Genomic DNA, 25,397 nt, shown 5'->3' on the forward strand with positions numbered 1-25,397 from the left:
CCTCAGCCTCCCCAGAGCGTCACGGCGAGGGTGACGAAGGACATCACGGCAGCGAGCAACGAGAGGAAGCCGAGGATGACCGTGACCTGCCGCAGCGGGGCGCGCGCCTCCTTGCGGATCGCATCAAGCCGCTCGTCGAAGCCGCGCAAGGTGCCATCGAAGCGCAACTGGAAGACGTCGAGCTCGCCAAGGCGGCGGACGATCTCGCTCTGGCTTTCGGTCTCGGCCTTGGTGGCTTCGGCGAGCGCGTGGTTCTCTTCCAGGCGCGCGGCGATGCGGTCGAGCTTTTCGTTCAGCTCCTTCTGGGCAAGCTGGCCGCGCCGGTTGAGCGCGATCAGCAATTCGACCTTGTCGAAGAAGCGGGCGAGCGGCACGGCGATTGCGGCTTCCGCCGCGAGCTCGTCCGCTGCCGGCAGGCGCAGCTCCAGCTCGGCGCCAGTTGCCGGCGAAACACCAACGACGGTGAGACGGTTGCGGGCCGCGACCAGCGCCTCGTCGAGCTCCATCGAGAAGGCATGCTTGCCGTCGCCGATGCCGTTGCGGCGCAGGTCGATGCGACTCTGATCGGCCTTGATCTCGCTGGCGAGTTGGCCGTCGCAATAGAGCTTCACCGTGATGGCCTCGTCGGGCCGGGCCTCGTCCCAGATCCAGCCATGCAGGCGGCTGCCGTCAAGGGCGTCGATCCGCCCGTTCAGCTTCGCCGGATTGACGTTCGGCAGGCGGACTTCGTTGTCCTGTCGGGGAGCTGTCGTCATGCGGCCTCCGCAAGCTTAAGGCTATCGAAGAGGGTGAGGTGACGGCCGGCGCATTCGGCGAGCAATGGCTGCTCGGCAATGCCGTCGACGAGGCGCTGCCAGAGCCCATACTCGTCCATCGCCCGGCGTATCGTGCGGGCGAGCGCGGCCGGGTCGCCCGGCCGGACATGGAGCCCATCGACGTCGTCGCGGACCATCTCGGCCATGCCGCCGATATTGCTGACGATCAGCGGCCGGCGATGCTGGAACGCCTCCTGGATGACGAGGGGCGCATTCTCCCACCAGATCGAGGGCATCACGACCCAATCGACCTCGGCCATCAGTGCCGGCACCTCCTCACGGGCGTAGGCGCCGCAATGGGTGACGACACCCGCGGTGCCGGCGAGGGCAGCATCGAGGGCGGTGGTGAAAGCCTCGCTCTGGAACGGGGCGCCGCCATGGATGCGCAGCGAGAACTCCCGTTCTCCGGCCGTGCGCAGCAGCTGCGCCGCCTGGAGCAATGGGAGAACACCTTTCCAGGGATTGAGATTGCCGAAATAGCCGAAGCTCGCGCGGCGCCCGTCGCCTTGCCTGTGCGGGGCCGGCTCCTGGCTTGGGCGGGCGTTGGCGATGACCTCGATCTTCTCGGCCGGCAGCCCCCAGTCGACATAGCGCTGGCGCAGGAAGCGGCTCGGCGCGACGAAGCGGTCGACGGCGGCGAGATGCGTCTTGATGAAGCGCTCGCGCAGCAGGAAGCGGTCGGAGCCGATCTCCGGGAAGCAGCCATGGCAGGCGGCAGGCGAGGCGCCCGAGCAGCGTTGCCGGTCACCGGGCCTGACCATCAGCCCGTCATGGTGGCAGATCGGGTAGTAGTCATGCAGCGTCATCACGATCGCGGCTTCCGGCAGGAGCCTGCGCGCCAGCGTCAGGAACTCCGCACCGATCAGCATGAGATGGTGGACATGGATCACATCCGGCCGGAACTCGCCGAGCAGGGTCCCGAGATCCTGCAGCGTGCCGTAATGGTCGATCTGGCTCATGTGGAAGCGGTCGTAATGAGCGCTCCAGAGGACCACGTCGTCGCCGACGGATTGCAGCGCCGTGCCGGGATGCGGCTGGCGATGGATCGCGTTGGTCGCGCCGAGGAACAGCACCTCGCAACCCTGCTCGCGATAGGCGCCAGCAAGATCATGCGCGAAGATCTCGGTGCCGCCCGGATGCAGAGCGGGATGATTGTGCGCGACGACGAGGATGCGACGGGTCATCGGCGGTTACCCGGCTTCGTCGCGATCAGCACGTCCTGATAATGCGCTGCGCTGATGCCGCGCCAATGGCCCGGGCGCAGTGGCTCGACTGCCAGACCAGCCTGTGCGGCCTGCTCCAAGAGGAAGCCCTGATCGATGCCAGCGGCGGCGAGCGGCGCTTCGTCGATGGCGTACCAGCCCGGACCGTCCTGCCAGCGCTTGAACGACAGGCGCTCCTGGCCCGTGGCGGCGCCGTCGATCGCAAAGGCGGTCAGGAAGAGACGGCCGCCCGGCGCCAGAAGCCGCGAGGCCTCCTGCAGATAGACGACGAGCTCGTCCGGCGGCAGATGCGTGGCGACGGAGATCATCGTCACAAAATCGAAGCTGCCATTGGCGAAGCCGAAGCGGACCTCGGCGCCGGGCAGCGAACCCTGCGGATTGTAAAGCGGGTGGGCGATGTCGAGCCGCTGGAAGCGGAAGCGCGGATAGGCCGGGGTGATCGTCTGGGCGCACCAGAGGATACCCTCCATCACCGGGTCGACGCCGTCATAGCTGCCGCGTTCGGTGTCCAGATACTGCGTCAGCGGGATGGCCATGCGGCCGATGCCGCAGCCGATGTCGAAGACGCGCTCATGCGGCTTCAGACCACCGATCCGGATGAAGTGCCCGAGGAACTCGGCGCCGATCGCGCGGTAATCGCCATCGCCGACGAAGATCGAGTCGGGCGGCGGGTGGGGCATGAACCGGTTGGTTTGCAGCGAAGCCATCAGCCAATCGAGCTGTGGTCCGATGGGGTTGTTCTCGGGCGCCGGTTCGGGCGCGATCGGTCTCAGGGCCGTGATAGCCGTCATGCCGCGGTCGCTCTCCTGAAGCTGAAGCGGGGAACAAGGTTGGGTTCGCTCGGCGCTGGCTCGCGCAGTGCAGGTTCCGCCGCAGAGGTCTCGAAGGCCTGCATGAGCGCGTCGATCTGCGCGTCCCAGCGCCGGGTCTGGAGCCAGGCATTGTGCTGGGAGGCGGCGCCGCGCGTGTAGTCGACGCTTTTGGAGATCGACTGGCGCTCGAGGTGATAGAGCGCGGTATCCGGCGCGTAGAGGATGCCGTATCCGGCGCGGCGAATCTTGAGGCAGAGGTCGCTGTCCTCGTAATCGCCGATGACATAGCTTTCGTCGAAGCCGCCGAGCTCGTCGAAGAGTTCGCGCGCGATGACGATGCAGGCGCCGGTGACGCCCGGAACCGGGCGCTCGATATTGGCCGGCGCATAGCTGCTCGGCATGCCCTTGAAGTAATGATGGTTGAGCCAGGTGCCTTTGCTGTCGCGCTTGAAGTAAAGCCCGGCGTGCTGCAGCGAGCCGTCATCGTAGAGCAGCTTCGGCCCGACTGCTCCGACGCGGCGGCGGCGGTCGAGTTTGGCGATCAGTGCCGCCAGCCAGCCGTTTCTGCTGGGGATCACGTCGGAATTGACGAGCGCGAGAGCCTCGCCGCGCGCGTGGCGGGCGCCGGCATTGCAGGCGGCAGAAAAGCCGCCATTGCGCCGCATCGCGACGAGGCGCATCGGCAGGCCGTAAGCAAGGTAGAGCCCGCCGAGGAGATGCGCGACCTCCGCCTCGTGCTCGGGCGAGTCGAGCACATAGATCAGCTCGGCATTCTCGACGAACCAGGGATCGCCGGCGAAGGCTGCGACCTGCACGCGCAGGAAATCGTAGACGCGATAAAGCGGGATCACCACGGAAGCCTTCGGCCGACCCCAGGGCTGTCCGAATTCCCTAATCGTCGGTTCCGGACGGCTTTCGCTCAATTCGTCCTGGCAGGCAGCGAGGATCGGCGCGAGCGTCTCTTCCAGCATCGTGGCCGTCAGATATTGCGGCGGGATCGCCGCGAGGGCCCGGGCGCGAATCGTGGCCGCGTCGGCCGGCTGGACCGCCGGGCGCAGCGTCAGCGTCGTCCCGGACTTCAGCTTGATCTCGCAGCGGGGCTGCAGCACCGGCGCTCCCGCGGCGTAGTCGGAGGCGAAGGCGGCGAAGCCCGTTGCCGTGCGCGTTTCGCCTTCCGCACCCGTCGGTAGTCTCACGGGGAAGCGCTGGAGGCGGGAGAGCATGGCGATCGGCTCTCCGGCGCCGCGATGCAGCAGCACCTCCTGCAGGAGATCGTCGGGATCGCGCAGCCAGCCGCCGATCAGCAGGCCGGCACGGTTGCAGACCGCGAGGTCGAGCTCGGCCGCGGGCAGGTCGTCGTTACGGCGGACATGCTGCACCGCGAGCGGAACGCGCCGCTGCATTTCGACGGCCAGCAGCCGCCCCTGCTCGGACAGGGCTGCCAGCTGTTCGACGACCCAGTTGCGCAGGCCGTCGCGGCTCGCGGCCTTGCCCGCCCACCAGCGGCCGAGCGAGGGCGCCGCCTGACGGCCCGGCAGCGCGCGGACGATCAGGGTGCGCTCGCTCTGCAGGATCAGCAATCCGCCGCCACGAACGGGCGGCTCTTCCAGCACAAGGTGCAGCTCGCGCTTGCCGCTGCGATCGGCGGCGCCGATGCGCGACTTCACATCCAGGCGGGTGAGGCCGGCACCGTCGAGGCGAGACGCCGTGCGCAACGCGCCGAAATCTGCGGGCACGAAGGTCTCGAACAGCCATTGGCCCGCGACCAGCGCCGCGGTGGGCTGCATCGCGGCCGGCTTGGCGAACAAGGTCAGCAGAAGCTGGCGCAGAAAGGACAGGTAGTTGGGAATCGCGGAAAGGCCGAACAGCGGCGGCCAGGCACGCACCAGCGCATTGGCCAGCGTCACGCGGGCTTGCGGCGTGAGATCCTTCAGAATCTCTGCGGGATCGGCGAGGCCATGGACGAGTGCAGGGTCGAAAGAAGCAGTCACGTCGCCCTGGGGCCCCTGATCGGAAAGCGTCGCGACGATGCTGTCATGGCCTGAGGCGCGGAAGGCGATGGCAAGCCGTTCGCGTCCGTCACGCAGGCCGAGCGAAATCGATGCGGCCGCGAGGCGCCTGCCTCCTCCCGTCAGGGCGATCGACGGCTTGCCGAAGGGGGAAGCCTCGAGTGTCCAGCAGAGCAGGAATACCGATCCGCCGAGGCGATGGAGTTCGAGCTGGGCCGGGGGTGTCACCGCAACAGGGGCGGGCGCAAGTGAAAGCATGAAGGCGTTCCTGCGGCACTGGGGAGCCTGGAGTGCCCCGTGAAGGGCGCTCCAGGACGGTGTTGGGCTGTTGTCGACCCSCCCSAACAWGGCCGGGCGGGTCGACGCGTCAGGTCGATCAGGCGACCGAGAAGTAGGAGTGCGGATCGGCCTGCACGTCCTCGGCGTGCACGCCGACGAGGGTCAGCGTGTCGCCATTGCCGAGATCGATGACGGTGTTGCCGCCGACCGTGGTCGCGCGCGCCGCCACGTCCTCGGCCGAAGCCACGCCGGTGCCATTGATGTCGTGCGCGATCTGCAGCATGTCCGACCCGGCCTCGAAATCGAGGACGACGTCGTTGCCGCCGCCGCCGGCGAAGACGAAGACGTCGCTGCCGGCGCCGCCGTGCAGAACGTCGTTGCCGGCGCCGCCGAAGAGCATGTCGTCACCAGCGCCGCCTTGCAGGACGTCGTTGCCGTCGCCACCGTAGAGGATGTCGGCGCCATCGCCGCCCTGCAGGACGTCGTTGCCGTCGCCACCCTGCAGGATGTCGTTGCCCGGCCCGCCTTGCAGCAGGTCGTTGCCCTCGCCGCCGATCAGCACATCGTCGCCGGCATTGCCGCGCAGGATGTCGTCGCCGGCGCCGCCAAGCAGCGTATCGTTACCCTCGCCGCCGAACAGGGCGTCGTTGCCCGCATCGCCGGAGAGGATGTCGTCACCGAGCCCGCCGAAGAGGATGTCGTTGCCCTCGCCGCCGAACAGGGCATCGTTGCCGCCATCGCCATAAAGCAGGTCGTTGCCTTCCTCGCCGAAGAGCGAGTCCACGCCGTCGCCGCCATGAACGATGTCATGGCCGGCTCCGGCGAGGATGACGTCGTTGAACCGACTCCCAATCAAAAAATCGTCGAATGCACTTCCTTCGATCGTCGCCATACGGCACCTCCATAGCGATCTGATGATCCCGGTCGTTCGGCGGGGGCGCCGCGGAACTAAAAGTCCAGGAACGGTTCCGACAGCTCCGCATAGGTTATGCTGTCGCTCGACGACCTAAGAATTACTCAATGTGTGCGTTGCAGCAAGGATTTTGTTGTGACGATTTTGCGATGCGTCACAGTTTAGTCTTTAATTTACGGAGATAATTCTTTCGAAGATACCGTAAATATACTTCCAAATTCGAAATACGCGCCGATCGGCTGCATGGCGGCGGCAGGCCGCGCCGGTCAGTCCTCGCGAAAGGCGCGATTGAAGCTGTCGGTGAACGGCGAGACCAGATAGTCGATCGCCCGGCGTGCACCATTGACGATCATGACTTCCGCATTCATGCCGGCGTGCAGCGTAACCTTATAGTCGCGCAGGCTTTCCTGATCGATTTCGGCGCGCACGATGAAGTAGGCCGCGCCGGTCTTCTCATCGACGAGCTGATCCGGAGCGACATAGGTCACCTTCGCTTGTATCGGCGGCAGCAGACGGGAATTGAAGGCGGTGAGGCGCACGCGGGTATTGGCGCCGACGCGGACCGCATCGATGTCGCGCGGATCGACCTTCGCTTCCACGATCAGCGGTTCGCGCTCCGGCACGATGTCGAGGATCGCCTCGCCGGCGGCGATCACGCTGCCGGCGGTGCGCATGCGGATATTGGCGACGATGCCCTCCTGCGGGGAGGTCACGATCAGGCGGCGCAGCACATCCTCGGCCTGCACGATGCGTTCGGTGACCTCGGAGAGCATGAGCTGGGATTCCTGGATCTCCCTTGCGATGTCGTTCTGCCGTTCGAGGCTGATCGAGAGGATTTCCAGATTGGCCCCGGCCACCGCCTGCTCCGCCTTGGCCTTGCGCGCGGCGAACTCGCCCGCCCGGCCGACGAGTTCGCTCTGCTTGGTCTGCAGTTCGACGAGCTGGCTGCGCTTGGCGTAGCGCTTTTCATAGAGGTCGGCCATGATCCGGACCTCTTCGTCGATGAGCGAGCGCTGCTGAATGGTGGCGTCGATCTGGGCCTTCAGCGCATCGGCCTCGGCCTGATGCTGTTCGATGACGCGCTGCTGGATTTGGATCTTGCCATCCTGAACCTGGCTGCGTGACTTGAAGAAGGTCTGCTCGGCCCGCAGCACCTCGCGTGCGATCGGCGTTTCCATGCGCGCGATATCGGCAGGGAAAGCGATGCCGGTTGCGTTCGTCTGTTCGGCGCGCAGGCGGGCGAGCTTTGCTTCCAGTCCGATGCGCTTGGCCTGCAATTGCTGCAATTCGGCGCGGGCCCGGGCGTCTTCGAGCCGCAGCAGCGGTTCGTCCTTGGCGACCCGCTCACCTTCCGCCTTCAGCAGGGTCTTCAGGATGCCGCCCTCGAGATGGCTGACGGTCTTGCGCTTGCTGTCGACCGCGACGACGCCACTCGCGACGGCGGCATTGTCGAGCCGGGCGGTGACGGCCCAGGCGCCGAAACCGCCGAAGCCGACGCCGATCGCGGCCACGCCGGCGAGGACCAAGCTGCGCAGGCTCGGGACACGCTCGTCCTGCGGATCCGCATCGATCTGCACGGCCAGGGACTGTTCAGGGCGCTTGATCAAGGAACGTCCTGTCATGCCTTCACCTCACGGATCGGGGTCGGTGGGGCGGGTGCGTTGGCGGCTGGCTCCATTTCGATGCGACCGCTTGGCGTGATCATGCCGGCGATGGCGGCGCGCGGGCCGAATTGCTGCACGCGGCCCTCGCGCAGAACGAGGAGCTTGTCGACGACCTGCATCACCGAGGGGCGATGGGCGATGAGCACGACGATCGCGCCGCCTTCGCGCGCCGCGGCGATCGCGCGGATCAGGCTCTGCTCGCCTTCGGCGTCGAGATTGGCGTTGGGCTCGTCGAGCACGATCAGCCGCGGCGAGCCGTAGAGCGCCCGCGCCAGGCCGATGCGCTGGCGCTGGCCCCCCGAGAGCGTGAAGCCGGTATCGGCGACATTGGTGTCGTAGCCGAGCGGCAGGCGGCCGATCAGCTCGTGAACCCCGGCGATGCGCGCGGCTTCCAGGATGGCGTGGGGATCGGGCTCGCGCATGCGGGCGATGTTTTCGGCGATCGTGCCGTTCAGCAGCGAAACCGATTGCGGGAGATAGCCGACCATCGCGCCGAAGGAGCCGCGTTCCCACAGGAAGGTGCTGTGTCCATCGAGATAGACGCCGCCGACATTGGGCTTGAGCACGCCGACCAGAAGCCGCGCCAGCGTCGACTTGCCGGCCCCTGAAGGGCCGACCACGCCGAGCACCTCGCCCGGTTCGAGCGTGAAGGAGACGCTCTTGATCACGGTCTGCTCCGAGCCCGGGGGCGCGAAGACGACGCGGTCGACCACGAGGTCGCCCTGGCAGGGCGGGGTCGGCACCGTCTGCCGCTGCGAGCTGCGCGCCAGAACAAGGTCGCGCACGCGCTTCCAGGCGGCGGCGGCCAAGACCCATTGCCGCCAGTCGGTGATCATCGAATCAAACGGCGCCAGCAGCCGGCCGCTCAGGATGCTCGCGGCCATCAGCGTTCCGGCGGTGACCTCGTTGCGGATGATGAGGGTTGCGCCGGTTGCATAGACGGCAAGCTGCATGGTCATGCGCGCGGAGCGCGTCACGGCGGCGATGAACTTGGCGCGCCGGGTGCCCATGTCGAGCTGCTCGATCATTGCGAGCTGCTGGCCGCGCCAGCGCCTGGAAAGCGCGGGCAGCATGCCCATGGCCTCGATCGTTTCGGCATGGCGCAGGCTTGCGCCGACCTCGTTGATGCTGGCGACGCCCGCCTCGTTCGCCTCCTTGAGGGTCCGGCGTGTGAGCATGTCTGACAGCACGCCGAGCAGCAGCAGGATGATCAGCGAGGCCAGAGCGACCAGCCCGTAGATCGGATGCAGTGCGAAGAGAACGGCGAGGAAGATCGGCGACCAGGCCGCCTCCAGCGGGGTGGCGATGGCCGAGCTGGCGATGAAGAAGCGGATGTCGTTCAGGTCTCGAATCGCCTGGGTCGCCTGTCCCGAGCCCTGCTCCAGAGAGGAGCTCACGGCCGCCTGCAGCGCCGGCAGATTGAGCCGGCGCGCAAAAATGCTGGCCATGGTCTGGAATGTCAGGGAGCGGATGAACTCGACCGTGCCGTACAGCGTCAGGGCTCCGATGGCGATGACGAGGAGCATCGTGAGCGTGTCGTAGCTATGGCTGACGATGACGCGGTCCTGCACCTGCATCATGAACAGCGGAACGGTCAGCAGCAGCAGATTCACGCAAAGGCTGAGGAACGCCGCGTAGCCGAGGCCGCCGACGAAGGATCGTTGGAGGGTTCGGATCAGGGCGTCAGGTGCCAGCATCGCAGCCTTCATGCATGACTCCGGGATCGTGATTGGGGTGCGGGGTGTGGAGGCAAGACCGCCAAACACGTGCCCGCCATCAGCAAGGCAAACGTGATACGGAGGGAGTGTCAAGATTATGACAGATTAGAAATGTAGTCCATCGATTCGATGGAAAGCAAATGAGGCAAAATCATGCAAAACTTTGAATTTCGAACTAGTTTCCAGCCATATCCGGATTGATGCAATCTTAATTATTAGCCACTGAATATGGCATGTGCTTTGCCTATAGGCTGTTAGTAGAGAAAGGGGACAAACGGGGTGGATTGTTCATTTTTCGATCAGGCGGAGTAAGGGATGCACTATAAATTGCATAGCGGCGGGCAATTCCTGGGCAGATCCTTGAATGGCGATCATCGGGCGGATGGGTCCGATGATCTCGAAGACGAACCCGATCGCGGAATTTCTCCGTTCGATCTGGCTCGCGTTATCGAACGAGTCAGCCGGCGCTTTCTGGACTACCTGCGCCAGGAGCTGAACAAGCTGGGCATCGACGACATCTCGCCATCGCAGGTGATGGTGCTGATGACGATCGGGCACGGCGAGATGGCGGTTCGCGATCTCCTGGACCGTGGACATTACGGAGGGTCCAACGCGTCCTACAATCTCAAGCAACTGGTGGAGAGTGGCTATCTCGACCGCGGGGCCTCGCCGCGCGATCGCCGGCAGGCACGGATCTCGCTCTCGTTGAAGGGGCAGATGCTGTGCGAGCGTCTGCGGCTTCTCGACGAAGCCAGCCAGTTCGGCCAGCGGCTCGAAAGCAACCGCGACACCGACCTGCGCACCACCCACGAAACCCTGCGCCATCTCGAACAATGGTGGAATGACGCGCTCCGCTACGGCGGGGTGCTACTCGCATCATGCATGTCCTATTCGTTCATCGCGCAGGATCTGGTCAGTTCGCTGCTCTGATCGCGAGCCTCGTCGCCGAGGGCGTCGAGGTGTCGCTGATCACGGAGCGCCCTGAGCAGGAGCAACCCGGCGTCAGTCAGCTGGTGTATTCGGTGGAGGAGACGTCGACGCGGCACCCCGCGCTCGCCGCCACCGAATATCACCTGCGGACGGGCGAGGCGGTGGCCCAGCTCATGGAGCGGCTGAAGAGCACCGACCCACCCGATATCGTCCTCGGACATATCGGGTGGGGCGGGCTGCTGTTCGCCCGCGACGCGCTGCCCGATGCCGCGTTGATCGGCTACTGCGAGTATTATTATCGCAGCGCGGGGTCCGACCTGGATTTCGGCATGAGCGATCCGGTTCCCGCGGCCGACCGCTATCGCGTCCGCATGCGCAACGCCGCGCAGCTTCTGGCTCTCGACACGCTCGACGCCGCCTATGCGCCGACGCAGTGGCAGCGCCAGCAATATCCGATGGCCTACCGCAAGCGAATCGCCGTCTGTCATGACGGCATCGACACGACCGTCTGCCGGCCCGATGCGGATGCGTCCTTCGTGCTGCCCGATGGCCGCGTGCTGAGACCGGGCTCGCCGGTGGTCACCTTCGTCGCCCGCGATCTCGATCCCTATCGCGGCTACCCCCAGTTCATGCGCGCTGCGGCTATTCTCGCCGCCCGCCATCCGGACCTCGTCTTCGTCGTGGTCGGCGGTGATGGAGCCGGCTATGGACGCCCGCGTTCCGATGACAACAGCTGGCGTGAGGCGATGTGCGGCGAGACCGGGCTTGGCGAGCGCATCGTCCACATTCCCTGGCTGCCTTACGAGAATCTGATTCGGCTGTTCCAGGTCTCGGCCGCGCATGTCTATCTCACCGTTCCCTTCGTTCTGTCCTGGTCGCTTCTCGAGGCGATGGCCTGTGGCTGCCTCGTCATCGGCTCGGATACGGAGCCGGTGAGGGAGGTCATCCGCGACGGAGGCAACGGCCTGCTCACGCCGTTCCATGACGAGGAGCTCCTGGCCGAGCGCATCGCCGAGGCACTGGCGCAGCCGGTACTCGCCCGCTCTCTGAAACGAGCCGCCCGCGAGACGGTGATTGCCAGCTATGAGCGGGAGCGCTGCATCGACCGGCAGATCGGCTGGATCCGCCAGTTCGGCGAATAGGGCTACGGGATATTTGTCAGCAGCGCGGTTGCTGATACCGGTGACGGATCGCCTTCCGTCGGCGGCTGCCATCGCGAGGATCAGGCAATCCCATGCGCGCGGATGTTCTAGGGCTTCAGGCGTTCATCAGCATCGCGGAGCGCGGCAGCTTCCGCGCCGCCGCCTCGCATCTCAACCTGTCGCAGACGGCGCTCAGCCACCGCATCCGCAAGCTCGAGGAATCGCTGGGCACGCCGCTGTTCCTGCGCACCACGCGTCAGGTCTCGCTGACGGCGGCCGGCACGGCGCTGCTGCCCCGCGCGCGGCGCATCTTCGAGGATCTCGGCTCGGCGCTCGACGAGGTCCGAGTCGATGTCCGGGAGGGCGATGAGCAGGTCTCGCTCGGCTGCCTGCCCACGGTCGCGGTCCATTGCATGCCCTCGGTGATCGCCGCCTTCGCCAAGCGCCATCCCGGCATCGGGGTCAGGGTTCACGATAATTCGGCTTCGGAGATCGCAGACAAGGTGCAGTCCGGCGAGGCGGAGTTCGGCGTCACCATCGTGGCCGCGAATCGCTGGGATCTGGAGCTCAAGCCGGTGGTGAAGGAGCCCTTCGTGCTGGTCAGCCATCGCAGCATGCCGCTCGCCCAGGCGTCGTCGCTGACCTGGGCGCAGCTGCAGGGAGAGCCCCTGATCCGCATCAGTGCCGAGACGGGCAACCGCATCCTCCTCGACGATGCGCTGGGCGCCCGGCGGGAAACGCTGACCTGGCGCTACGAGGTCCAGCGCGTCGTCACCGCGGTCAGCCTCGTGCGTTCCTGCATCGGCTATGCGGTGGTGCCGCAGCTCGCGCTCGATGTCGTCGATGCGGGCGATCTGGTCGCGGTGCCGCTGCGCTCCCCGGCGGTGACGCGCACGCTCGGCATCGTCACCCGCAAGACCGTGCCGCTGCGCCCGGTGGCGCGCGATCTCCTTTCGCTGCTGAGCCAAGCCTTGAAGCGCTCGGTCTCGGCGCGCCGAGATGAATGAAATTAATCAATCGCTGCATTCTTATCATTTGATGAAGCAATGAGCCTGCTCCACCCTTGCTGCGGGAAGAAACGCACAAGGAGTGGCGACGATGGCTGGAACAGCCGCGATCGCGTTCATCGGGTTCGGCGAGGTCGGGCAGGTCTTTTCGCGAGGCCTCGTTGCCAATGGCGCGACCGGAATCCGGGCCTATGATCTGCTGTTCGGCAGCGATGCCGGCCAGCGGCTGGAGGATGCGGCGCGGCAGATCGGGGTGAGCTGCGGCACCTCGCCCGGCGAGGCCTGCGCTGAGGCGAGTTTCATCTTCTCTGCCGTGACGGCCGATCGCGCCGAGGCAGTCGCCGCCGAGGCGGCGCGTTGGCTGAAACCCGGCCAGATCTTCGTCGACGTGAACTCGGCCGCACCCTCGACAAAGCAGCGGGCGGCAAAGGCGGTCGAGGCCAGCGGCGCTGATTATGTCGAGGCTGCGGTGATGGCACCGGTGCTGAAGCCGGGGCTCAAGGTCGCCATCCTCGCCGGCGGCCCGAAGGCGCAGGCAGCAGCCGGGACGCTCAACGAGTTCGGCATGAACCTGACGCCGGTCTCCGAGATGTTCGGCCGGGCGTCGGCGATGAAGCTGTGCCGCAGCATCGTCATCAAGGGGTTGGAGGCGCTGATGGTGGATTGCGCTGCTGCCTGCGAGGCCTGGGACGTCAAGGGCCCGGTTTTCGCCAGCCTGCACGCGACCTTTCCCTCGATCGATTTCCATGCGCTCGCCGTCGACATGCGCGAGCGCGTCGCGACCCATGGCATCCGCCGGGCAGCGGAGATGCGCGAGGCGGCCGAGATGCTTGCCGCGGCCGGGCTCGCACCGGGCCTCGCCAGTGCCATCGCCGACGCCCAGGAGCGCGGTGCGCGCCGGAAGGGAGGCGCCTGATGACGCTCGATCGTCGCTCCGTTCTGGCCGGTCTCGGAACGGCCGGTCTCGCAGGGCTCCGTCCGGTGCGGGCCCAGCAGGGCTGGCCGACCCAGGTCATCCGCCTCGTCGTGCCGTTCACGCCGGGCGGCAGCACCGACGTGCTGGCCCGGCTGATCGCCGCCAAGCTTGAACAGACGATCCCGGGCAAAGGCTTCGTGATCGAGAACCGGCCGGGCGCCGGCGGCATGACGGCGGCGGGGCAGGTCGCGAAGTCCGAGCCCGACGGCCACACGCTGATGATGGGCCATATCGGCACGCTGGCCTTCGCGCCCTCGCTCTACCCCAATGTGCCCTACGATCCGGTCAAGGATTTCCAGCCGGTCGCGCTCGTGGCGATGGTGCCGAACATCCTCGCGATCAACCCGAAGCTGCCGGCCAAGACGCTCGGCGAATTCATCGCCTACGCCAAGGCGAACCCCGGCAAGCTGAACTACAGCTCCGGCGGCCAGGGCAGCGCCGCGCACATCGCGACGGCCTATCTCACTTATCGTGCCGGCATCGACGCCGTGCATGTGCCCTATCGCGGCACCTCGCCTTCGGTGAACGATCTCGTCGCCGGCAATGTCCAGTTCACGCTGACCGGCGGCCCGGCCGTCCTGCCGCTGTCGGAAGGCGGGCAGCTCCGGGTGCTCGGCGTCGCCAGCCGCGAGCGCGTCGGCTTCGCGCCGGACCTGCCCACGCTTGCGGAAGCCGGGCTGCCCGATTTCGAGGCGGTGCAATGGTACGGGTTGGTGGCGCCGGCCCGGACGCCGCGCCCGATCGTCGACAGGCTCAACCGCGAGATCAACGCCCTGCTGACCCAGCCGGATTTCGCGGCGGCGCTCGCCCGGGACGGTGCCATCGCGCGGCCGGAATCGCCGGACCGGTTCGGCGAGCTGATCGCGTCGGAATTGGCGCTCTGGCGCGACGTCGTCACGCGCGCCGGCATCAAGGCGGGAGAGTGAGGCGATGGGGCAGATCGCCGTTCCCTGCATGCTGATCCGCGGCGGCACCTCGAAGGGGGCCTATTTCCTGCACGACGATTTGCCGGAGGATATCGCGGCGCGCGATGCCTTCCTGCTTGCCGTCATGGGTTCGCCCGACAAGCGGCAGGTGGACGGCCTCGGCGGCGCGCATCCGCTGACCAGCAAGGTCGCGATCGTCTCAGCATCGAGCGCGCCGGGCTGCGACATCGATTTCCTGTTCGCGCAGGTCGGCATCGAGACGGCGCAGGTCGATACGACGCCGAACTGCGGCAACATTCTCGCCGGCATCGGGCCGTACGCACTGGCGCGCGGGCTCATCAAGGCGAGCGGCGCGCGGACGACCGTCCGTGTCCGGACCATCAATACCGGTACCATCGCCGACCTGACGATGGATACGCCCGGCGGCGAGGCCAGCGCCGAGGGCAGCGCGCGTATCGACGGCGTGCCGGGCACGTCGGCGCCGATCGATATCGGTTTCCTCGATGCGGAAGGTTCGGTCTGCGGGGCGCTGCTGCCAACCGGCAACGTCGTCGATGTGATCGAGGGCGTGCCTTGCACGCTGATCGACAATGGCATGCCGGTGATCGTGATGCGCGCCGCCGATGTCGGCCGCACCGGTTACGAACCGCGCGAGCAACTGAATGAGGATACCGAGTTGAAGGCGCGGATCGAGCGTATCCGCCTCGCTGCGGGGCCGCTGATCAATCTCGGCGACGTGGCGAAGAAGGTCGTGCCCAAGATTGCGTTGGTCGCGCCGCCGCAAGCCGGCGGGGCAATCTGCACCCGCAGCTTCATTCCGCATGAATGCCATGGCTCGATCGGCGTCTTCGCCGCAGTGACGGTGGCGACCGCCGCCGTGCTGCCCGGTTCGCCCGCGGCCTCCGTCGCGGCAATGCCCGTGGGTCGCCAGCGTACGGTTTCGGTCGAGCATCCAACAGGAGAGTTCACCGTGACGCTGACCGTGGGAGGGACGGCCGAGCGGCCGGTGATCGAGAGGGCCGGGCTGCTGCGGACCGCACGCATCCTAATGGAAGGCCGCGCCTTCGTACCGGCGCGCGTCCTGGCGGCACATGCGGGCGGTGCCCGTCACGCTGCCGAATGAGGTGAGAGAGGGCTGAATTCCGATGGCTAACCTGCAGAAGACAGGTCTGGTGATCACCGCGCATCCCGGCGATTTCGTCTGGCGGGCGGGTGGCGCCATCGCGCTGCATGCGAAGCGCGGCATGCGCGTGAAGATCCTCTGCCTGTCCTATGGCGAGCGCGGCGAGAGCCAATTCGCCTGGAAGAAGGCGGGCGTCCGCATGGATGATGTCAAGACCCAGCGCCGCGAGGAAGCGGAGGCCGCGGCCGAACTGCTCGGCGCCGAGATCGAGTTCATGGATGCGGGGGATTATCCCCTGCGCACCACGCCCGAAATGCTCGACCGCGCCATCGACATCTTCCACGAGCTTGGGCCCAACTTCGTGCTGACCCATGCGCTCGAAGACCCCTACAATGTCGACCACCCCGAGGCGACGCGCTTTGCCCAGGAGGCGCGCATTATCGCGCAGGCCGCCGGGCACAAGCCCGACCCGGAGCGCGCCTATGCAGCGCCGCCGGTCTTCCTGTTCGAGCCGCACCAGCCCGAGCAGTGCAATTTCAAGCCGAACGTCATCCTCAACATCGACGAGGTCTGGGAGCAGAAGCGCCGGGCTTTCGAGATCCTCGCCGCGCAGAAGCATCTCTGGGAGTACTACACCCGCGTCGCGCTCAATCGCGGCATGCAGGGTGGCCGCAACTCCGGCAAGGCGATGACCTATGGCGAGGCCTATCAGCGGCTCTTCCCGGAAGCGCTGGAGGCGCTGGCATGACCCCTGTCGTTATTCGCACCAAAAAGCGCGCGCCGGCTGCGGCGACGGCCGACCTCAAGGAGCTGGGCGTCTCGACCGCGCATGAGGCCATGGGCCGGAGCGGGCTGATGAAGCCCTATATGCGGCCGATCTATCCGGGCGCGCAGATCGCCGGCGGGGCCGTCACCGTGCTCGCCCAGCCCGGCGACAACTGGATGATCCATGTCGCGATCGAGCAGGTGCAGCCGGGCGATGTGCTCGTCGTCGCCTGCACCACCGACAACACCGACGGCATGTTCGGCGACCTGCTCGCGACCTCGCTCAGGGCGCGCGGCGGCGCCGGCCTCGTCATTGATGCCGGCGTGCGCGATGTGCGGGTTTTGACCGAGATGGGCTTTCCGGTGTGGTCGCGTGCGATCTCGGCCAAGGGCACGGTCAAGGCGACGCTGGGCTCGGTCAATGTGCCCGTCGTCTGTGCCGGGGCGCTCGTCCAGCCCGGCGACGTGATCGTCGCCGACGACGACGGTGTCGTTGTGGTGCCGCGGCTGGAGGCGGAGGCGGTGGCGGCGGCCGGCCGCAAGCGCGAGGCCGCCGAGGAGGAGAAGCGTCGGAGGCTGGCCTCTGGCGAACTCGGGCTGGACATGTACGCTATGCGCGAAGGCCTCGCCAAAGCAGGCCTGGTCTATCGCGACGACGATTGAGACGACGAACGGGCTTCGCAGAAAGCCAGATCAGGGGAAGGGAACGGCAATGACGCATCGCAGGACGATTCTGGGTGGCATGCTCGGGCTGGCGCTCGCCACCTCGACGAGCGGGTTCGCGCTGGCGCAGGAGGCGGTGAAGATCGGCCTGATCCTGCCGATGACGGGGCCCTTCGCCTCGACCGGCAAGCAGATCGACGCGGCGGTGAAGCTCTTCCTCGTGAAGGAAGGCGCGGTTCATGGCGGGCGCAAGCTCGAGGTGATCCTCAAGGACGATGCCGGCAATGCCGATGCGACGCGCCGCCTCGCGCAAGAACTGGTCGTCAACGACAAGGTTTCGGTGCTTGCCGGTTTCGGCCTGACGCCGCTCGCCATGGCGACCGCACAGGTCGCGACGCAGGCCAAGGTTCCGGAGGTGGTCATGGCGGCGGCAACGGCGTCGATCACCGAGGCCTCGCCCTATATCGTGCGGACCTCCTTCACCCTGCCGCAGGCCTCAGAGCCGATGGCCGACTGGGCCGCCGCAAACGGCATCAAGAAGGTCTTTACCGTCGTCACCGATTACGGGCCGGGTATCGATGCCGAGACCTCCTTTGCGGCCAAGTTCAAGGCGGCGGGCGGCACGGTGGAGAGCGTACGCGTGCCGCTGCGCAACCCGGATTTCGCGCCCTTCCTGCAACGGGTCTCGGAAGCCAAGCCCGATGCGCTCTTCGTCTTCGTGCCCTCGGGCATCGGAGCGCAGTTCATGAAGCAATTCGTCGAGCGCGGTCTCGACAAGGCGGGCGTCAAGCTGATCGGCCCCGGCGACGTGGTCGACGACGACATCCTCGAAGGCATCGGCGATGTCGCTGTTGGCGCGATCACCACGCATCACTATTCCGCTGCGCATGACAGCCCGGCGAACAAGGCCTTCGTCGAGGCCTTCCAGAAGGCCAATCCCGGCATGCGGCCGAACTTCATGGCGGTCGGCGGCTATGACGGCATGAAGCTGATCGCCGGGGCGTTGGAAGCGACCAAGGGCGATGCCAGCGGCGACAAGCTGATCGCGGCGATGAAGGGCGCTGCCTGGGAGAGCGTGCGCGGGCCGGTCAAGATCGACCCCGATACCCGCGACATCATCCAGAACATCTATGTCCGGAAGACGCAGAAGGTCGGCTCGGAGCTCCACAATGTCGAGTTCGCGACGATCAAGGACGTCAAGGACCCGGTGAAGGCCCGCAAGTGACGGGCAGACATCCGACCGCAGCGGATCGACGCGCATGTTGACCATCCTGTTCGACGGCGTCGCCTATGGGATGGTGCTGTTCGTCCTCGGCTGCGGACTCTCCGTGACGATGGGGTTGATGAACTTCGTCAACCTCGCCCACGGCGCCTTCGCGATGCTCGGCGGCTATGTCGCCGTGCAGGCGATGCAGCGGCTCGGCGTGCCTTTCCTGGCCAGCCTGCCGCTGGCTTTCCTTGCGGCGGCATTGGTCGGGATCGTGCTGGAGCGGCTGATCTACCGGCCGATGTATGCCAAGAGCCATCTCGATCAGGTGATGTTCTCGATCGGGCTGGTCTTCATGGCGGTGGCCGGCACGGACTGGCTGATGGGCTCGAGCCAGCAGTTCATCCATTTGCCGCCCTGGCTGCAGGGGCGCTTCGAGATCGCCGGCATCGGCATCGGTCGCTACCGGCTCTTCGTCATCGTCATCTGCGGTTTGCTGGCCTTCTCGCTGCAATGGGGCTTCACCCGCACCCGCTTCGGCAGCCGGCTCCGGGCGGCGGTGGACGATGCGCGCGTTGCGCGCGGGCTCGGCATCCCGGTCAACCGGCTTTTCGCACTGACCTTCGCACTCGGCTGCGGCCTGGCTGGGCTGGGTGGGGCGCTCGGGATCGAACTCATGGGCCTCGATCCGACCTTTCCATTGAAGTTCATGATCTACTTCCTGATCGTCGTGACCGTCGGCGGCACCTCCAGCATCACCGGCCCGTTCTTCGCGGCGATGCTCCTCGGCGTCGCCGATGTCGTCGGCAAATATCTCGTGCCTGAGATCGGTGCCTTCATCATCTACGCGCTGATGGTCGTGCTGCTGATCACCAGGCCGCATGGGCTGTTCGCGAGGGCGCGGGCATGAGGGCGGAAACCTTCGACAGCCGTGTGAGGCAAACGCTCTATGCAGGTCGACGCTGGCATCCGGCCGAGATCGCCTTCTGGCTTCTCGCCTTTGCCGCCTTCCTGCTGTTTCCGCGCAACCTCCTGCTGCTCAACGAGATCGCGATCCTCGCCCTGTTCGCTCTCTCCCTCGATCTGATCCTCGGCTATGCCGGCATCGTCTCGCTGGGGCATGCCGCCTTCCTCGGCATGGGCGCTTATGCGGCGGGGCTCTTCGCCAAGCATGTCGGGGGGGATCCGTTCGCCGGCCTCCTCGTCGGCATGGGTACGGCGGGGCTGCTCGGCCTCGTCACCAGCCCGCTCGTGCTGCGCGGCACCGATCTGACGCGGCTGATGATCACGCTCGGCGTGGCGCTGATCCTCTACGAGCTGGCGAATTCCTTCGGCTCGCTGACCGGGGGTGCCGATGGTTTGCAGGGCATCATGATGGCGCCGGTGCTCGGCTTGTTCGACTTCGATCTCTTCGGCCGCACCGCCTATTTCTATTCGCTTTCGGTGCTGTTCGTCCTGTTCCTGATCGCGCGGCGGGTGGTGCATTCGCCCTTTGGCCTGTCGCTACGCGCGATCCGCGACAACCCGCTGCGGGCCTCGGCTTCGGGCGTGCCGAATGCGCGCCGGCTCGCCGCCGCCTATACGCTCGCCGCAGCCTATGCCGGGGCGGCCGGCGCGCTGCTCGCCCAGACCACGCAATTCGTTTCGCTCGACGTGCTCGACTTCCACCGTTCGGCCGATCTGATGCTCGTGCTGATCATCGGCGGCGCCGGCTATCTCTATGGCGGGCTCATCGGCGCCATCGCCTTCAAGCTGCTGCAGGACGCGATCGCGACGTTCACGCCGCAATACTGGATGTTCTGGATCGGGCTCTTCCTCGTGCTCTTCGTGCTCGGTGGGCGCGAGATCATCCATGGCGCGATCAAGACTATCGCGGGCCGCTTCGCCCGGTTCGGGCGGGGAGGGGCATGATGAACGTCGCCCTCCGGACCGTCGATCTGAGCAAGAGCTTCGGCGGCATCACCGCTACCGACCATGTCGATTTCACGCTGGCGAAAGGCGCGCGCCATGCGTTGATCGGCCCGAACGGCGCCGGCAAGACCACCTTCGTCAACCAGCTCACCGGCGTGCTCAAGCCGAGCTCTGGCCGCATCGAATTGATGGGCGAGGACATTACGAAACTGCCGCGCGAGGCGCGGGTGAAACGCGGGCTTGCCCGCACCTTCCAGATCAACCAGCTCTTCGCGACGATGACGCCGCTGGAGATGATCGCGCTCGTCACTTCCGAGAGGCTCGGGCGCGGCAGCCATCCGTTTCGCGCGCTCGACCGTGACACGGAACTCGTCAGCCAGGTCTCGGAAATCCTGACCCGCTTCCGGCTCGACGACATCATGGATCGGACGATCGCGACGCTGCCCTACGGCAAGCAGCGCCAGATCGAGATCGCCGCCGCCTTCGCCGCGCGGCCCTCGGTGCTGCTGCTCGACGAGCCGGCGGCCGGCGTGCCGGAGGCCGAGCGGCGTGAATTGATGCAGACGGTCGCCGAATTGCCAGACGACGTTTCCGTGCTGCTGATCGAGCACGACATGGACCTCGTTTTCCGCTTCGCGACGCGCATCACCGTGCTGGTCAATGGCCGTGTGCTGGCGGAGGGAACGCCGGAGGAGATGGCACGCGATCCGGCCGTCCGTGCGGCCTATCTCGGCGAGGACGCCCATGTCTGAGCTCTTGAAGATCGAGAAGCTCAGCGCCGGCTATGGCGAGGCGCAGGTGCTGTTCGATATCGACCTTGCGCTGGCCGAAGGGCATTCGCTTGCTTTGCTCGGCCGCAACGGCGTCGGCAAGACGACGCTGGTCAACAGCATCATCGGCGTCACCCGCCGCCGCGGCGGGCGGATCGTGCTTGCAGGGCGCGACCTGACCGCTGCCTCGCCCGAGCAGCGGGCCCATGCCGGCATCGGCTGGGTGCCGCAGGAACGCAACATCTTTAAATCGCTGACCGTGCTGGAGAACCTGACCGCGGTGGCGAGGCCGGGGCCATGGGACACCGCCCGCGTCTTCCGCATGTTCCCGCGGCTGGCCGAACGTAAGGCCAATCTCGGCAACCAGCTCTCCGGCGGCGAGCAGCAGATGCTGGCGATCGGCCGGGCGCTGATGCTCAACCCGAAGCTCCTGCTGCTCGACGAGCCAACCGAGGGGCTGGCGCCGATCATCGTCGAGGAACTGCTGCGGGCGCTGAAGACTTTGTTTCGCGAGGAAGGGCTTTCCGCCATCGTGATCGAGCAGCATGCGCGCAAGATCCTCGAGCTGACGGACGACGCCATCGTGCTGGAGCGCGGCCGCGTCGTCCTCGCCGAGCGTAGCACCACGCTCATCGCCGAGCCCGAACGGCTCGAACATCACCTCGGCCTCGCCGCCGCCTGACCATCAAGAACCGGGAGGAACAATCATGACACAGAGGACAAAGCCGCCGTTCCGGGGAGACATGGTCGGCAGCCTGCTGCGCAGCGCGCCGGTCAAGGAAGCTCGCGCGAAGGTCGCGGCCGGAGAGATGGATAAGGCCGAACTGACTGCGATTGAGGACGAGGAGATCAGAAAACTCGTCAGGAAGCAGGAGGAGATCGGCCTGCAGGCGGTGACCGATGGCGAATATCGCCGCGCCTTCTGGCATTTCGACTTCCTCGACGGCCTGACCGGCGTCACGACCTACGAGACCGACGCAGGCATCCAGTTCAAGGGCGTCGCGACCAAGGGGCACGGCATCCGCGTCACCGGCAAGCTCGACTTCCCGGCGGATCACCCGCATCTGGCTCATTTCAAGTTCCTGGCCTCGGTCACCAGCCGCGTGCCGAAGATGACCATTCCGAGTCCGTCCATGCTGCACTATCGCGGCGGGCGGAAGGCGGTCGATCCGTCCGTCTATCTCAGGATGGAGGATTATTACGAAGACCTCGCCAAGGCCTACGCCAAGGCGGTCAAGGCCTTCTACGATGCCGGCTGCCGCTCTCTCCAGCTCGACGACACCAGCTTGTCCTATTTCTGCGATCCGGAGCAGCGCAAGATGCTGGCCGATCGCGGCGACGACCCGGACAAGCTGATCTTCATCTATCGCGACGTGCTCAACGCGGCGCTGAAGGCGAAGCCAGCCGACATGCAGATCACCACCCATACCTGCCGCGGCAACTTCAAATCGACCTTCATCGCCTCGGGCGGCTATGAGCCGGTGGCCGATCTCGTCTTCAACCAAATCGACGTCGACGGCTACTTCATGGAGTGGGACGACGACCGGTCCGGCGGTTTCGAGCCGCTGCGCTTCCTGCCCAAGGGCGACAAGCAGGTCGTGCTCGGCCTCGTCACCTCGAAGTTCGGGGAGATCGAGAGCAAGGACAATCTCAAGCGCCGGATCGAAGAGGCCGCCAAGTTCGCGCCGCTTGAGCAGCTCTGCCTGTCGCCTCAATGCGGCTTCGCCTCGACCGAAGAAGGCAATGTGCTGGCCGAGGACGAGCAATGGGCCAAGCTTTCGCGCATCCTCGAAGTTGCCAAGGAAGTCTGGGGATGAGCAGCGAACCCTGTTTCGACATCGCCCATCTCGGCCATGTCGAGCTCTTTACCAACAAGCCCGAAGCCAGCCTTGACTTCTTCGTCAACATCTTCGGGCTGACGGAGAGCGGGCGTGAGGGCGACTCGGTTTATCTGCGCGCCTGGGACGATTACGAGTTCCACACGCTGAAGCTCACGGCGTCGAACACGACCGGCGTCGGCCATATCGGCTACCGCGCCTCGAGCGAGGCGGCGCTGCGGCGCCGCGTTGCAGCGATCGAGGCGATGGGGGCCGGCATCGGCTGGAGCGAGGGCGATCTCGGCCATGGCCGGGCCTATCGCTTCCGAGACCCTGACGGCCACATTTTCGAGATCTATTTCGACACCAACAAATATGTCGCGCCGGAAAACGAGCGGCCGGCGCTGAAGAACCAGGCGCAGCGCAACCATGGTCGCGGCTGCGCCGTGCGCCGGCTCGACCACCTAAACCTGCTGGCGCAGGATGTCGCGGTGATCCGCGACTTCATACCGAAGGCACTGGGCAGCCGTGTCACCGAGCAGATCGTGCTGGATTCCGGCGAGGTCGGCGGCTGCTGGTTCACCGTCAACAACAAGAGCTACGACATCGCCTATACGCGCGACCACACCAAGGCGCAGGGGCGCTTCCATCACGTCACCTATGCGGTGGACCAGCGCGAGCACATCCTGGAAGCGGCCGATCTCTTTCTGGAGAATGGCGTCTTCATCGAGACCGGCCCGCACAAGCACGCGGTGCAGCAGACGTTCTTCCTCTATGTCTACGAGCCCGCCGGCAACCGCGTCGAGATCGCCAATGCCGGGGCGCGGCTGATTCTCGATCCAGACTGGCGGACCGTGACCTGGACCGAGACCGAGCGGAAGAAGGGACAGGCCTGGGGGCTCAAGACGATCGAGAGCTTCCATACGCACGGCACGCCGCCGGCGGCGTAGCCCGGGCGGTCTCCGTTCAGGCCATCACCAGCCCGCCGTCGACATGCAGCGTCTGGCCGGTGACGAAGCCGCTCCAGTCGCTGGCGAGGAAGAGCACGGGGCCGGCGATATCGGCCGGCGTCGCGATCCGGCGCAAAGGCGTCTGGGCGATCAGCATCTCGCGCACCTCCTCCGGTGTCGTCTCGCTCGCCTGCGTCGGGTAGACCAGCCCCGGAGCGACGCAGTTCACCCGGATGCCGAGCGGGCCGAGCTCGGCCGCGAGGTTGCGGCTGAAGCCGATGAGCGCCGCCTTGGCGGTGGTGTAGTCGTGATAGGGAATGCTCGGCCGCGTCACCAGATCGCTCGCGACATTGACGATGCTGGCACCGCTGCGGCGCTGGAGCAGCGGCAGCATCGCCCGGCTGACCGTGTAGGCCGCCTTCACTGCGCCCTCGAACTGCTGGCCATAGGCCTCCCAGGGCATTTCCCAGAAGCGGGCGCGATTGTCCGGGTCGAAGCGATAGGGCGCGAAGGCGTTGTTGACGACGACGTCGAGCCGCCCGACCTCCTCCGCAATGCGCGCGGCCATGGCGGAGACCGCTTCCGGGGCGGTGACGTCGGCTGCGATGGCGAGCGCCTCGCCGCCAAGTGCGCGGCATTCGGCTGCGACGGCTTCGGCCGCCGCCTCGTTCGTCCGGTAGTTGACGACGACGATCCCGCCTTCGGCAGCGAAAGCCCGGGCGATTGCCGCGCCGATCCCGCGGCTCGCGCCGGTGACGAGGATGGCTCGGTCGCGGAATTTCACGGCGCGCCGTCCTTCTGAGGGATCAGGTCGCTCTTCACGATCGCCTTCATGTCGAGCGGGCGGGCGATCAGGCCGAGGCTGCGGAAGGTATCGGCGCCCTTCTGCAGGGCATCGAGATCGAAGCGGCCGAGACCCTCGCGCTCCGTCATCGGCGAGACGCTGGACAGATTGCGCAGCTTGATGATCTCCAGATTGACCGCTTCGTCGCGGCCGTTGATGGCGCGGGCGACGGCGAGGCGCGCGGCCTCTTCGGGCTTCGCGATCATCCAGGCGGCGGAGTCGCGATAGGCGGCGAGGAAGCGCTTCAGCAGCGGCTTGTTCTGCTCGTAGAAGGCTTCCTTCACGACGAAGATGTCGCTGGGAAGGTTGAGCTGGTCGCGGACTTCGATGACATCCGCCTCGCCCAGCCCCTTGGCGCGGGCAACGAGCAGGCCGGTATCGGTGGCGGCGGTGGCATCGACCTGGCCCTGCATCAGCGGCGCGAAATTGAGCAGGCCGGTGGGCTGGATGGTGACGTCCTTCTCGCCGAGACCAACCTGATGCAGCAGCACGAGCAGGTTCTGATAGGTGCCGCTGGCGAGGCTGTAGACGCCGATGCGCTTGCCCTTGAGATCGGCGGCGCTGCGGATGCCACTGGTTTTCAGCGCGACGACGTTGAAGACGTTCTGCGGATAGATGTTGTAGATTGCGACGAGCTTCTCGCCCTTGTCGAGCGCGATGTAGAGCGAGGCGGGGTCGGTGAAGGCGATATCGGCCTGCCCCGTCAGCATGTTCTGGATCGCCGCGCCGCCGCCATTGCCGGGCACATAGTCGAGCGCGATTCCCCTGGCCTTGAAGAAGCCCTTGTCCGGCTCGGCCAGCAGGTTGGTGATCTCGCTGATCGGCTGGCTCCAGCCGGCGACGGTAACCTTGTCCAGCTGCTGCGCCATGGCGGGGGCGGCGATGAGGCACGACAGGGCAAGAGCAAGGAAAGTGCGGCGGATTGGCATGGAT

The 25,397-nt window shown here is 66.4% G+C and carries 24 protein-coding genes; 15 read left to right on the top strand and 9 right to left on the bottom strand.

Annotation, left to right across the window (positions count from 1 at the left end; translation table 11 throughout):
• Window positions 1-2: 2 nt before the first annotated feature.
• From AB4Z16_RS13045 to AB4Z16_RS13075, 7 genes are all read right to left on the bottom strand, one after another.
• Complete coding sequence (locus AB4Z16_RS13045; RefSeq protein WP_441511772.1) at window positions 3-755, bottom strand: hypothetical protein; 753 nt, start codon at window positions 753-755, stop codon at window positions 3-5.
• Window positions 752-1,999, bottom strand: coding sequence for a glycosyltransferase family 4 protein (locus tag AB4Z16_RS13050; RefSeq protein WP_441511773.1), 1,248 nt, complete (start codon window positions 1,997-1,999; stop codon window positions 752-754). The genes AB4Z16_RS13045 and AB4Z16_RS13050 overlap by 4 nt, the downstream gene beginning before the upstream one ends.
• On the bottom strand, window positions 1,996-2,829 hold the full coding sequence (locus tag AB4Z16_RS13055) for a class I SAM-dependent methyltransferase (RefSeq protein WP_441511774.1): 834 nt from the start codon (window positions 2,827-2,829) through the stop codon (window positions 1,996-1,998). Before AB4Z16_RS13055 ends, AB4Z16_RS13050 begins: the two co-directional genes overlap by 4 nt.
• Window positions 2,826-5,117, bottom strand: a complete 2,292-nt coding sequence (locus tag AB4Z16_RS13060) for a glycosyltransferase (RefSeq protein ID WP_441511775.1) — start codon at window positions 5,115-5,117, stop codon at window positions 2,826-2,828. Before AB4Z16_RS13060 ends, AB4Z16_RS13055 begins: the two co-directional genes overlap by 4 nt.
• Before the next feature lie 118 nt (window positions 5,118-5,235).
• Window positions 5,236-6,030, bottom strand: a complete 795-nt coding sequence (locus AB4Z16_RS13065; RefSeq protein WP_441511776.1) for a calcium-binding protein — start codon at window positions 6,028-6,030, stop codon at window positions 5,236-5,238.
• A 287-nt stretch (window positions 6,031-6,317) separates the two neighbouring features.
• On the bottom strand, window positions 6,318-7,673 hold the full coding sequence (locus AB4Z16_RS13070; protein ID WP_441511777.1) for an HlyD family type I secretion periplasmic adaptor subunit: 1,356 nt from the start codon (window positions 7,671-7,673) through the stop codon (window positions 6,318-6,320).
• A complete protein-coding gene (locus AB4Z16_RS13075) occupies window positions 7,670-9,424 on the bottom strand; it encodes a type I secretion system permease/ATPase (RefSeq protein WP_441511778.1) in 1,755 nt (584 codons plus the stop codon). Before AB4Z16_RS13075 ends, AB4Z16_RS13070 begins: the two co-directional genes overlap by 4 nt.
• A 324-nt stretch (window positions 9,425-9,748) precedes the next feature.
• Here AB4Z16_RS13075 and AB4Z16_RS13080 point away from each other — a divergent pair, with 324 nt between their 5' ends.
• The 15 genes from AB4Z16_RS13080 to AB4Z16_RS13150 all read left to right on the top strand — a co-directional run bounded on the left by AB4Z16_RS13080 (window position 9,749) and on the right by AB4Z16_RS13150 (window position 23,620).
• The gene (locus AB4Z16_RS13080; RefSeq protein ID WP_441511779.1) at window positions 9,749-10,363 is read left to right on the top strand and encodes a MarR family winged helix-turn-helix transcriptional regulator; all 615 of its coding nucleotides are present in this window, start codon (window positions 9,749-9,751) and stop codon (window positions 10,361-10,363) included.
• Window positions 10,312-11,505: a glycosyltransferase gene (locus AB4Z16_RS13085; protein WP_441511780.1), complete on the top strand. Its 1,194-nt coding sequence runs from the start codon at window positions 10,312-10,314 to the stop codon at window positions 11,503-11,505. Before AB4Z16_RS13080 ends, AB4Z16_RS13085 begins: the two co-directional genes overlap by 52 nt.
• A gap of 92 nt (window positions 11,506-11,597) precedes the next feature.
• Window positions 11,598-12,512, top strand: coding sequence for a LysR family transcriptional regulator (locus AB4Z16_RS13090; RefSeq protein WP_441511781.1), 915 nt, complete (start codon window positions 11,598-11,600; stop codon window positions 12,510-12,512).
• Between the two features lie 91 nt (window positions 12,513-12,603).
• On the top strand, window positions 12,604-13,428 hold the full coding sequence (locus tag AB4Z16_RS13095) for an NAD(P)-dependent oxidoreductase (RefSeq protein WP_441511782.1): 825 nt from the start codon (window positions 12,604-12,606) through the stop codon (window positions 13,426-13,428).
• Window positions 13,428-14,414 (top strand): Bug family tripartite tricarboxylate transporter substrate binding protein, encoded by a 987-nt coding sequence (locus AB4Z16_RS13100; RefSeq protein ID WP_441511783.1) that lies wholly within the window; start codon window positions 13,428-13,430, stop codon window positions 14,412-14,414. Before AB4Z16_RS13095 ends, AB4Z16_RS13100 begins: the two co-directional genes overlap by 1 nt.
• 4 nt (window positions 14,415-14,418) lie before the next feature.
• A complete protein-coding gene (locus AB4Z16_RS13105; protein ID WP_441511784.1) occupies window positions 14,419-15,537 on the top strand; it encodes a 4-oxalomesaconate tautomerase in 1,119 nt (372 codons plus the stop codon).
• Window positions 15,538-15,559: 22 nt separating this feature from the next.
• Window positions 15,560-16,285: a PIG-L deacetylase family protein gene (locus AB4Z16_RS13110; RefSeq protein ID WP_441511785.1), complete on the top strand. Its 726-nt coding sequence runs from the start codon at window positions 15,560-15,562 to the stop codon at window positions 16,283-16,285.
• Entirely contained in the window at window positions 16,282-16,965 is a 684-nt protein-coding gene (locus AB4Z16_RS13115; RefSeq protein ID WP_441511786.1) for a 4-carboxy-4-hydroxy-2-oxoadipate aldolase/oxaloacetate decarboxylase, read from the top strand. The genes AB4Z16_RS13110 and AB4Z16_RS13115 overlap by 4 nt, the downstream gene beginning before the upstream one ends.
• A 49-nt stretch (window positions 16,966-17,014) precedes the next feature.
• A complete protein-coding gene (locus tag AB4Z16_RS13120) occupies window positions 17,015-18,190 on the top strand; it encodes an ABC transporter substrate-binding protein (protein ID WP_441511787.1) in 1,176 nt (391 codons plus the stop codon).
• Window positions 18,191-18,224: 34 nt separating this feature from the next.
• Window positions 18,225-19,082, top strand: coding sequence for a branched-chain amino acid ABC transporter permease (locus tag AB4Z16_RS13125; protein WP_441511788.1), 858 nt, complete (start codon window positions 18,225-18,227; stop codon window positions 19,080-19,082).
• Entirely contained in the window at window positions 19,079-20,083 is a 1,005-nt protein-coding gene (locus AB4Z16_RS13130; protein ID WP_441511789.1) for a branched-chain amino acid ABC transporter permease, read from the top strand. Before AB4Z16_RS13125 ends, AB4Z16_RS13130 begins: the two co-directional genes overlap by 4 nt.
• On the top strand, window positions 20,083-20,835 hold the full coding sequence (locus AB4Z16_RS13135) for an ABC transporter ATP-binding protein (protein WP_441511790.1): 753 nt from the start codon (window positions 20,083-20,085) through the stop codon (window positions 20,833-20,835). The genes AB4Z16_RS13130 and AB4Z16_RS13135 overlap by 1 nt, the downstream gene beginning before the upstream one ends.
• A complete protein-coding gene (locus AB4Z16_RS13140) occupies window positions 20,828-21,535 on the top strand; it encodes an ABC transporter ATP-binding protein (RefSeq protein ID WP_441511791.1) in 708 nt (235 codons plus the stop codon). The genes AB4Z16_RS13135 and AB4Z16_RS13140 overlap by 8 nt, the downstream gene beginning before the upstream one ends.
• Window positions 21,536-21,560: 25 nt before the next feature.
• Complete coding sequence (locus AB4Z16_RS13145; protein WP_441511792.1) at window positions 21,561-22,670, top strand: 5-methyltetrahydropteroyltriglutamate--homocysteine S-methyltransferase; 1,110 nt, start codon at window positions 21,561-21,563, stop codon at window positions 22,668-22,670.
• Window positions 22,667-23,620: a catechol 2,3-dioxygenase gene (locus tag AB4Z16_RS13150; protein WP_441511793.1), complete on the top strand. Its 954-nt coding sequence runs from the start codon at window positions 22,667-22,669 to the stop codon at window positions 23,618-23,620. Before AB4Z16_RS13145 ends, AB4Z16_RS13150 begins: the two co-directional genes overlap by 4 nt.
• 16 nt (window positions 23,621-23,636) lie before the next feature.
• Here the strand turns inward: AB4Z16_RS13150 and AB4Z16_RS13155 are convergent, their stop codons facing one another.
• A complete protein-coding gene (locus AB4Z16_RS13155) occupies window positions 23,637-24,404 on the bottom strand; it encodes an SDR family oxidoreductase (RefSeq protein ID WP_441511794.1) in 768 nt (255 codons plus the stop codon).
• Window positions 24,401-25,393 (bottom strand): ABC transporter substrate-binding protein, encoded by a 993-nt coding sequence (locus AB4Z16_RS13160; protein WP_441511795.1) that lies wholly within the window; start codon window positions 25,391-25,393, stop codon window positions 24,401-24,403. The genes AB4Z16_RS13155 and AB4Z16_RS13160 overlap by 4 nt, the downstream gene beginning before the upstream one ends.
• Window positions 25,394-25,397: the final 4 nt, after the last annotated feature.

The organism is Allobosea sp. TAF32 (genome assembly GCF_052113585.1).
GTDB lineage: Bacteria > Pseudomonadota > Alphaproteobacteria > Rhizobiales > Beijerinckiaceae > Allobosea.

Excerpts from the sequence above, each read along its gene's own strand:
- AB4Z16_RS13065 (WP_441511776.1), bottom strand. The coding sequence starts at position 6,030 with ATGGCGACGATCGAAGGAAGTGCATTCGACGATTTTTTGATTGGGAGT.
- AB4Z16_RS13140 (WP_441511791.1), top strand. The coding sequence starts at position 20,828 with ATGTCTGAGCTCTTGAAGATCGAGAAGCTCAGCGCCGGCTATGGCGAG.
- AB4Z16_RS13050 (WP_441511773.1), bottom strand. The coding sequence starts at position 1,999 with ATGACCCGTCGCATCCTCGTCGTCGCGCACAATCATCCCGCTCTGCAT.
- AB4Z16_RS13115 (WP_441511786.1), top strand. The coding sequence starts at position 16,282 with ATGACCCCTGTCGTTATTCGCACCAAAAAGCGCGCGCCGGCTGCGGCG.
- AB4Z16_RS13120 (WP_441511787.1), top strand. The coding sequence starts at position 17,015 with ATGACGCATCGCAGGACGATTCTGGGTGGCATGCTCGGGCTGGCGCTC.
- AB4Z16_RS13110 (WP_441511785.1), top strand. The coding sequence starts at position 15,560 with ATGGCTAACCTGCAGAAGACAGGTCTGGTGATCACCGCGCATCCCGGC.
- AB4Z16_RS13060 (WP_441511775.1), bottom strand. The coding sequence starts at position 5,117 with ATGCTTTCACTTGCGCCCGCCCCTGTTGCGGTGACACCCCCGGCCCAG.
- AB4Z16_RS13150 (WP_441511793.1), top strand. The coding sequence starts at position 22,667 with ATGAGCAGCGAACCCTGTTTCGACATCGCCCATCTCGGCCATGTCGAG.
- AB4Z16_RS13135 (WP_441511790.1), top strand. The coding sequence starts at position 20,083 with ATGAACGTCGCCCTCCGGACCGTCGATCTGAGCAAGAGCTTCGGCGGC.
- AB4Z16_RS13125 (WP_441511788.1), top strand. The coding sequence starts at position 18,225 with ATGTTGACCATCCTGTTCGACGGCGTCGCCTATGGGATGGTGCTGTTC.
- AB4Z16_RS13075 (WP_441511778.1), bottom strand. The coding sequence starts at position 9,424 with ATGAAGGCTGCGATGCTGGCACCTGACGCCCTGATCCGAACCCTCCAA.
- AB4Z16_RS13080 (WP_441511779.1), top strand. The coding sequence starts at position 9,749 with ATGCACTATAAATTGCATAGCGGCGGGCAATTCCTGGGCAGATCCTTG.
- AB4Z16_RS13145 (WP_441511792.1), top strand. The coding sequence starts at position 21,561 with ATGACACAGAGGACAAAGCCGCCGTTCCGGGGAGACATGGTCGGCAGC.
- AB4Z16_RS13085 (WP_441511780.1), top strand. The coding sequence starts at position 10,312 with ATGCATGTCCTATTCGTTCATCGCGCAGGATCTGGTCAGTTCGCTGCT.
- AB4Z16_RS13160 (WP_441511795.1), bottom strand. The coding sequence starts at position 25,393 with ATGCCAATCCGCCGCACTTTCCTTGCTCTTGCCCTGTCGTGCCTCATC.
- AB4Z16_RS13090 (WP_441511781.1), top strand. The coding sequence starts at position 11,598 with ATGCGCGCGGATGTTCTAGGGCTTCAGGCGTTCATCAGCATCGCGGAG.
- AB4Z16_RS13070 (WP_441511777.1), bottom strand. The coding sequence starts at position 7,673 with ATGACAGGACGTTCCTTGATCAAGCGCCCTGAACAGTCCCTGGCCGTG.
- AB4Z16_RS13105 (WP_441511784.1), top strand. The coding sequence starts at position 14,419 with ATGGGGCAGATCGCCGTTCCCTGCATGCTGATCCGCGGCGGCACCTCG.
- AB4Z16_RS13055 (WP_441511774.1), bottom strand. The coding sequence starts at position 2,829 with ATGACGGCTATCACGGCCCTGAGACCGATCGCGCCCGAACCGGCGCCC.
- AB4Z16_RS13045 (WP_441511772.1), bottom strand. The coding sequence starts at position 755 with ATGACGACAGCTCCCCGACAGGACAACGAAGTCCGCCTGCCGAACGTC.
- AB4Z16_RS13130 (WP_441511789.1), top strand. The coding sequence starts at position 19,079 with ATGAGGGCGGAAACCTTCGACAGCCGTGTGAGGCAAACGCTCTATGCA.
- AB4Z16_RS13100 (WP_441511783.1), top strand. The coding sequence starts at position 13,428 with ATGACGCTCGATCGTCGCTCCGTTCTGGCCGGTCTCGGAACGGCCGGT.
- AB4Z16_RS13095 (WP_441511782.1), top strand. The coding sequence starts at position 12,604 with ATGGCTGGAACAGCCGCGATCGCGTTCATCGGGTTCGGCGAGGTCGGG.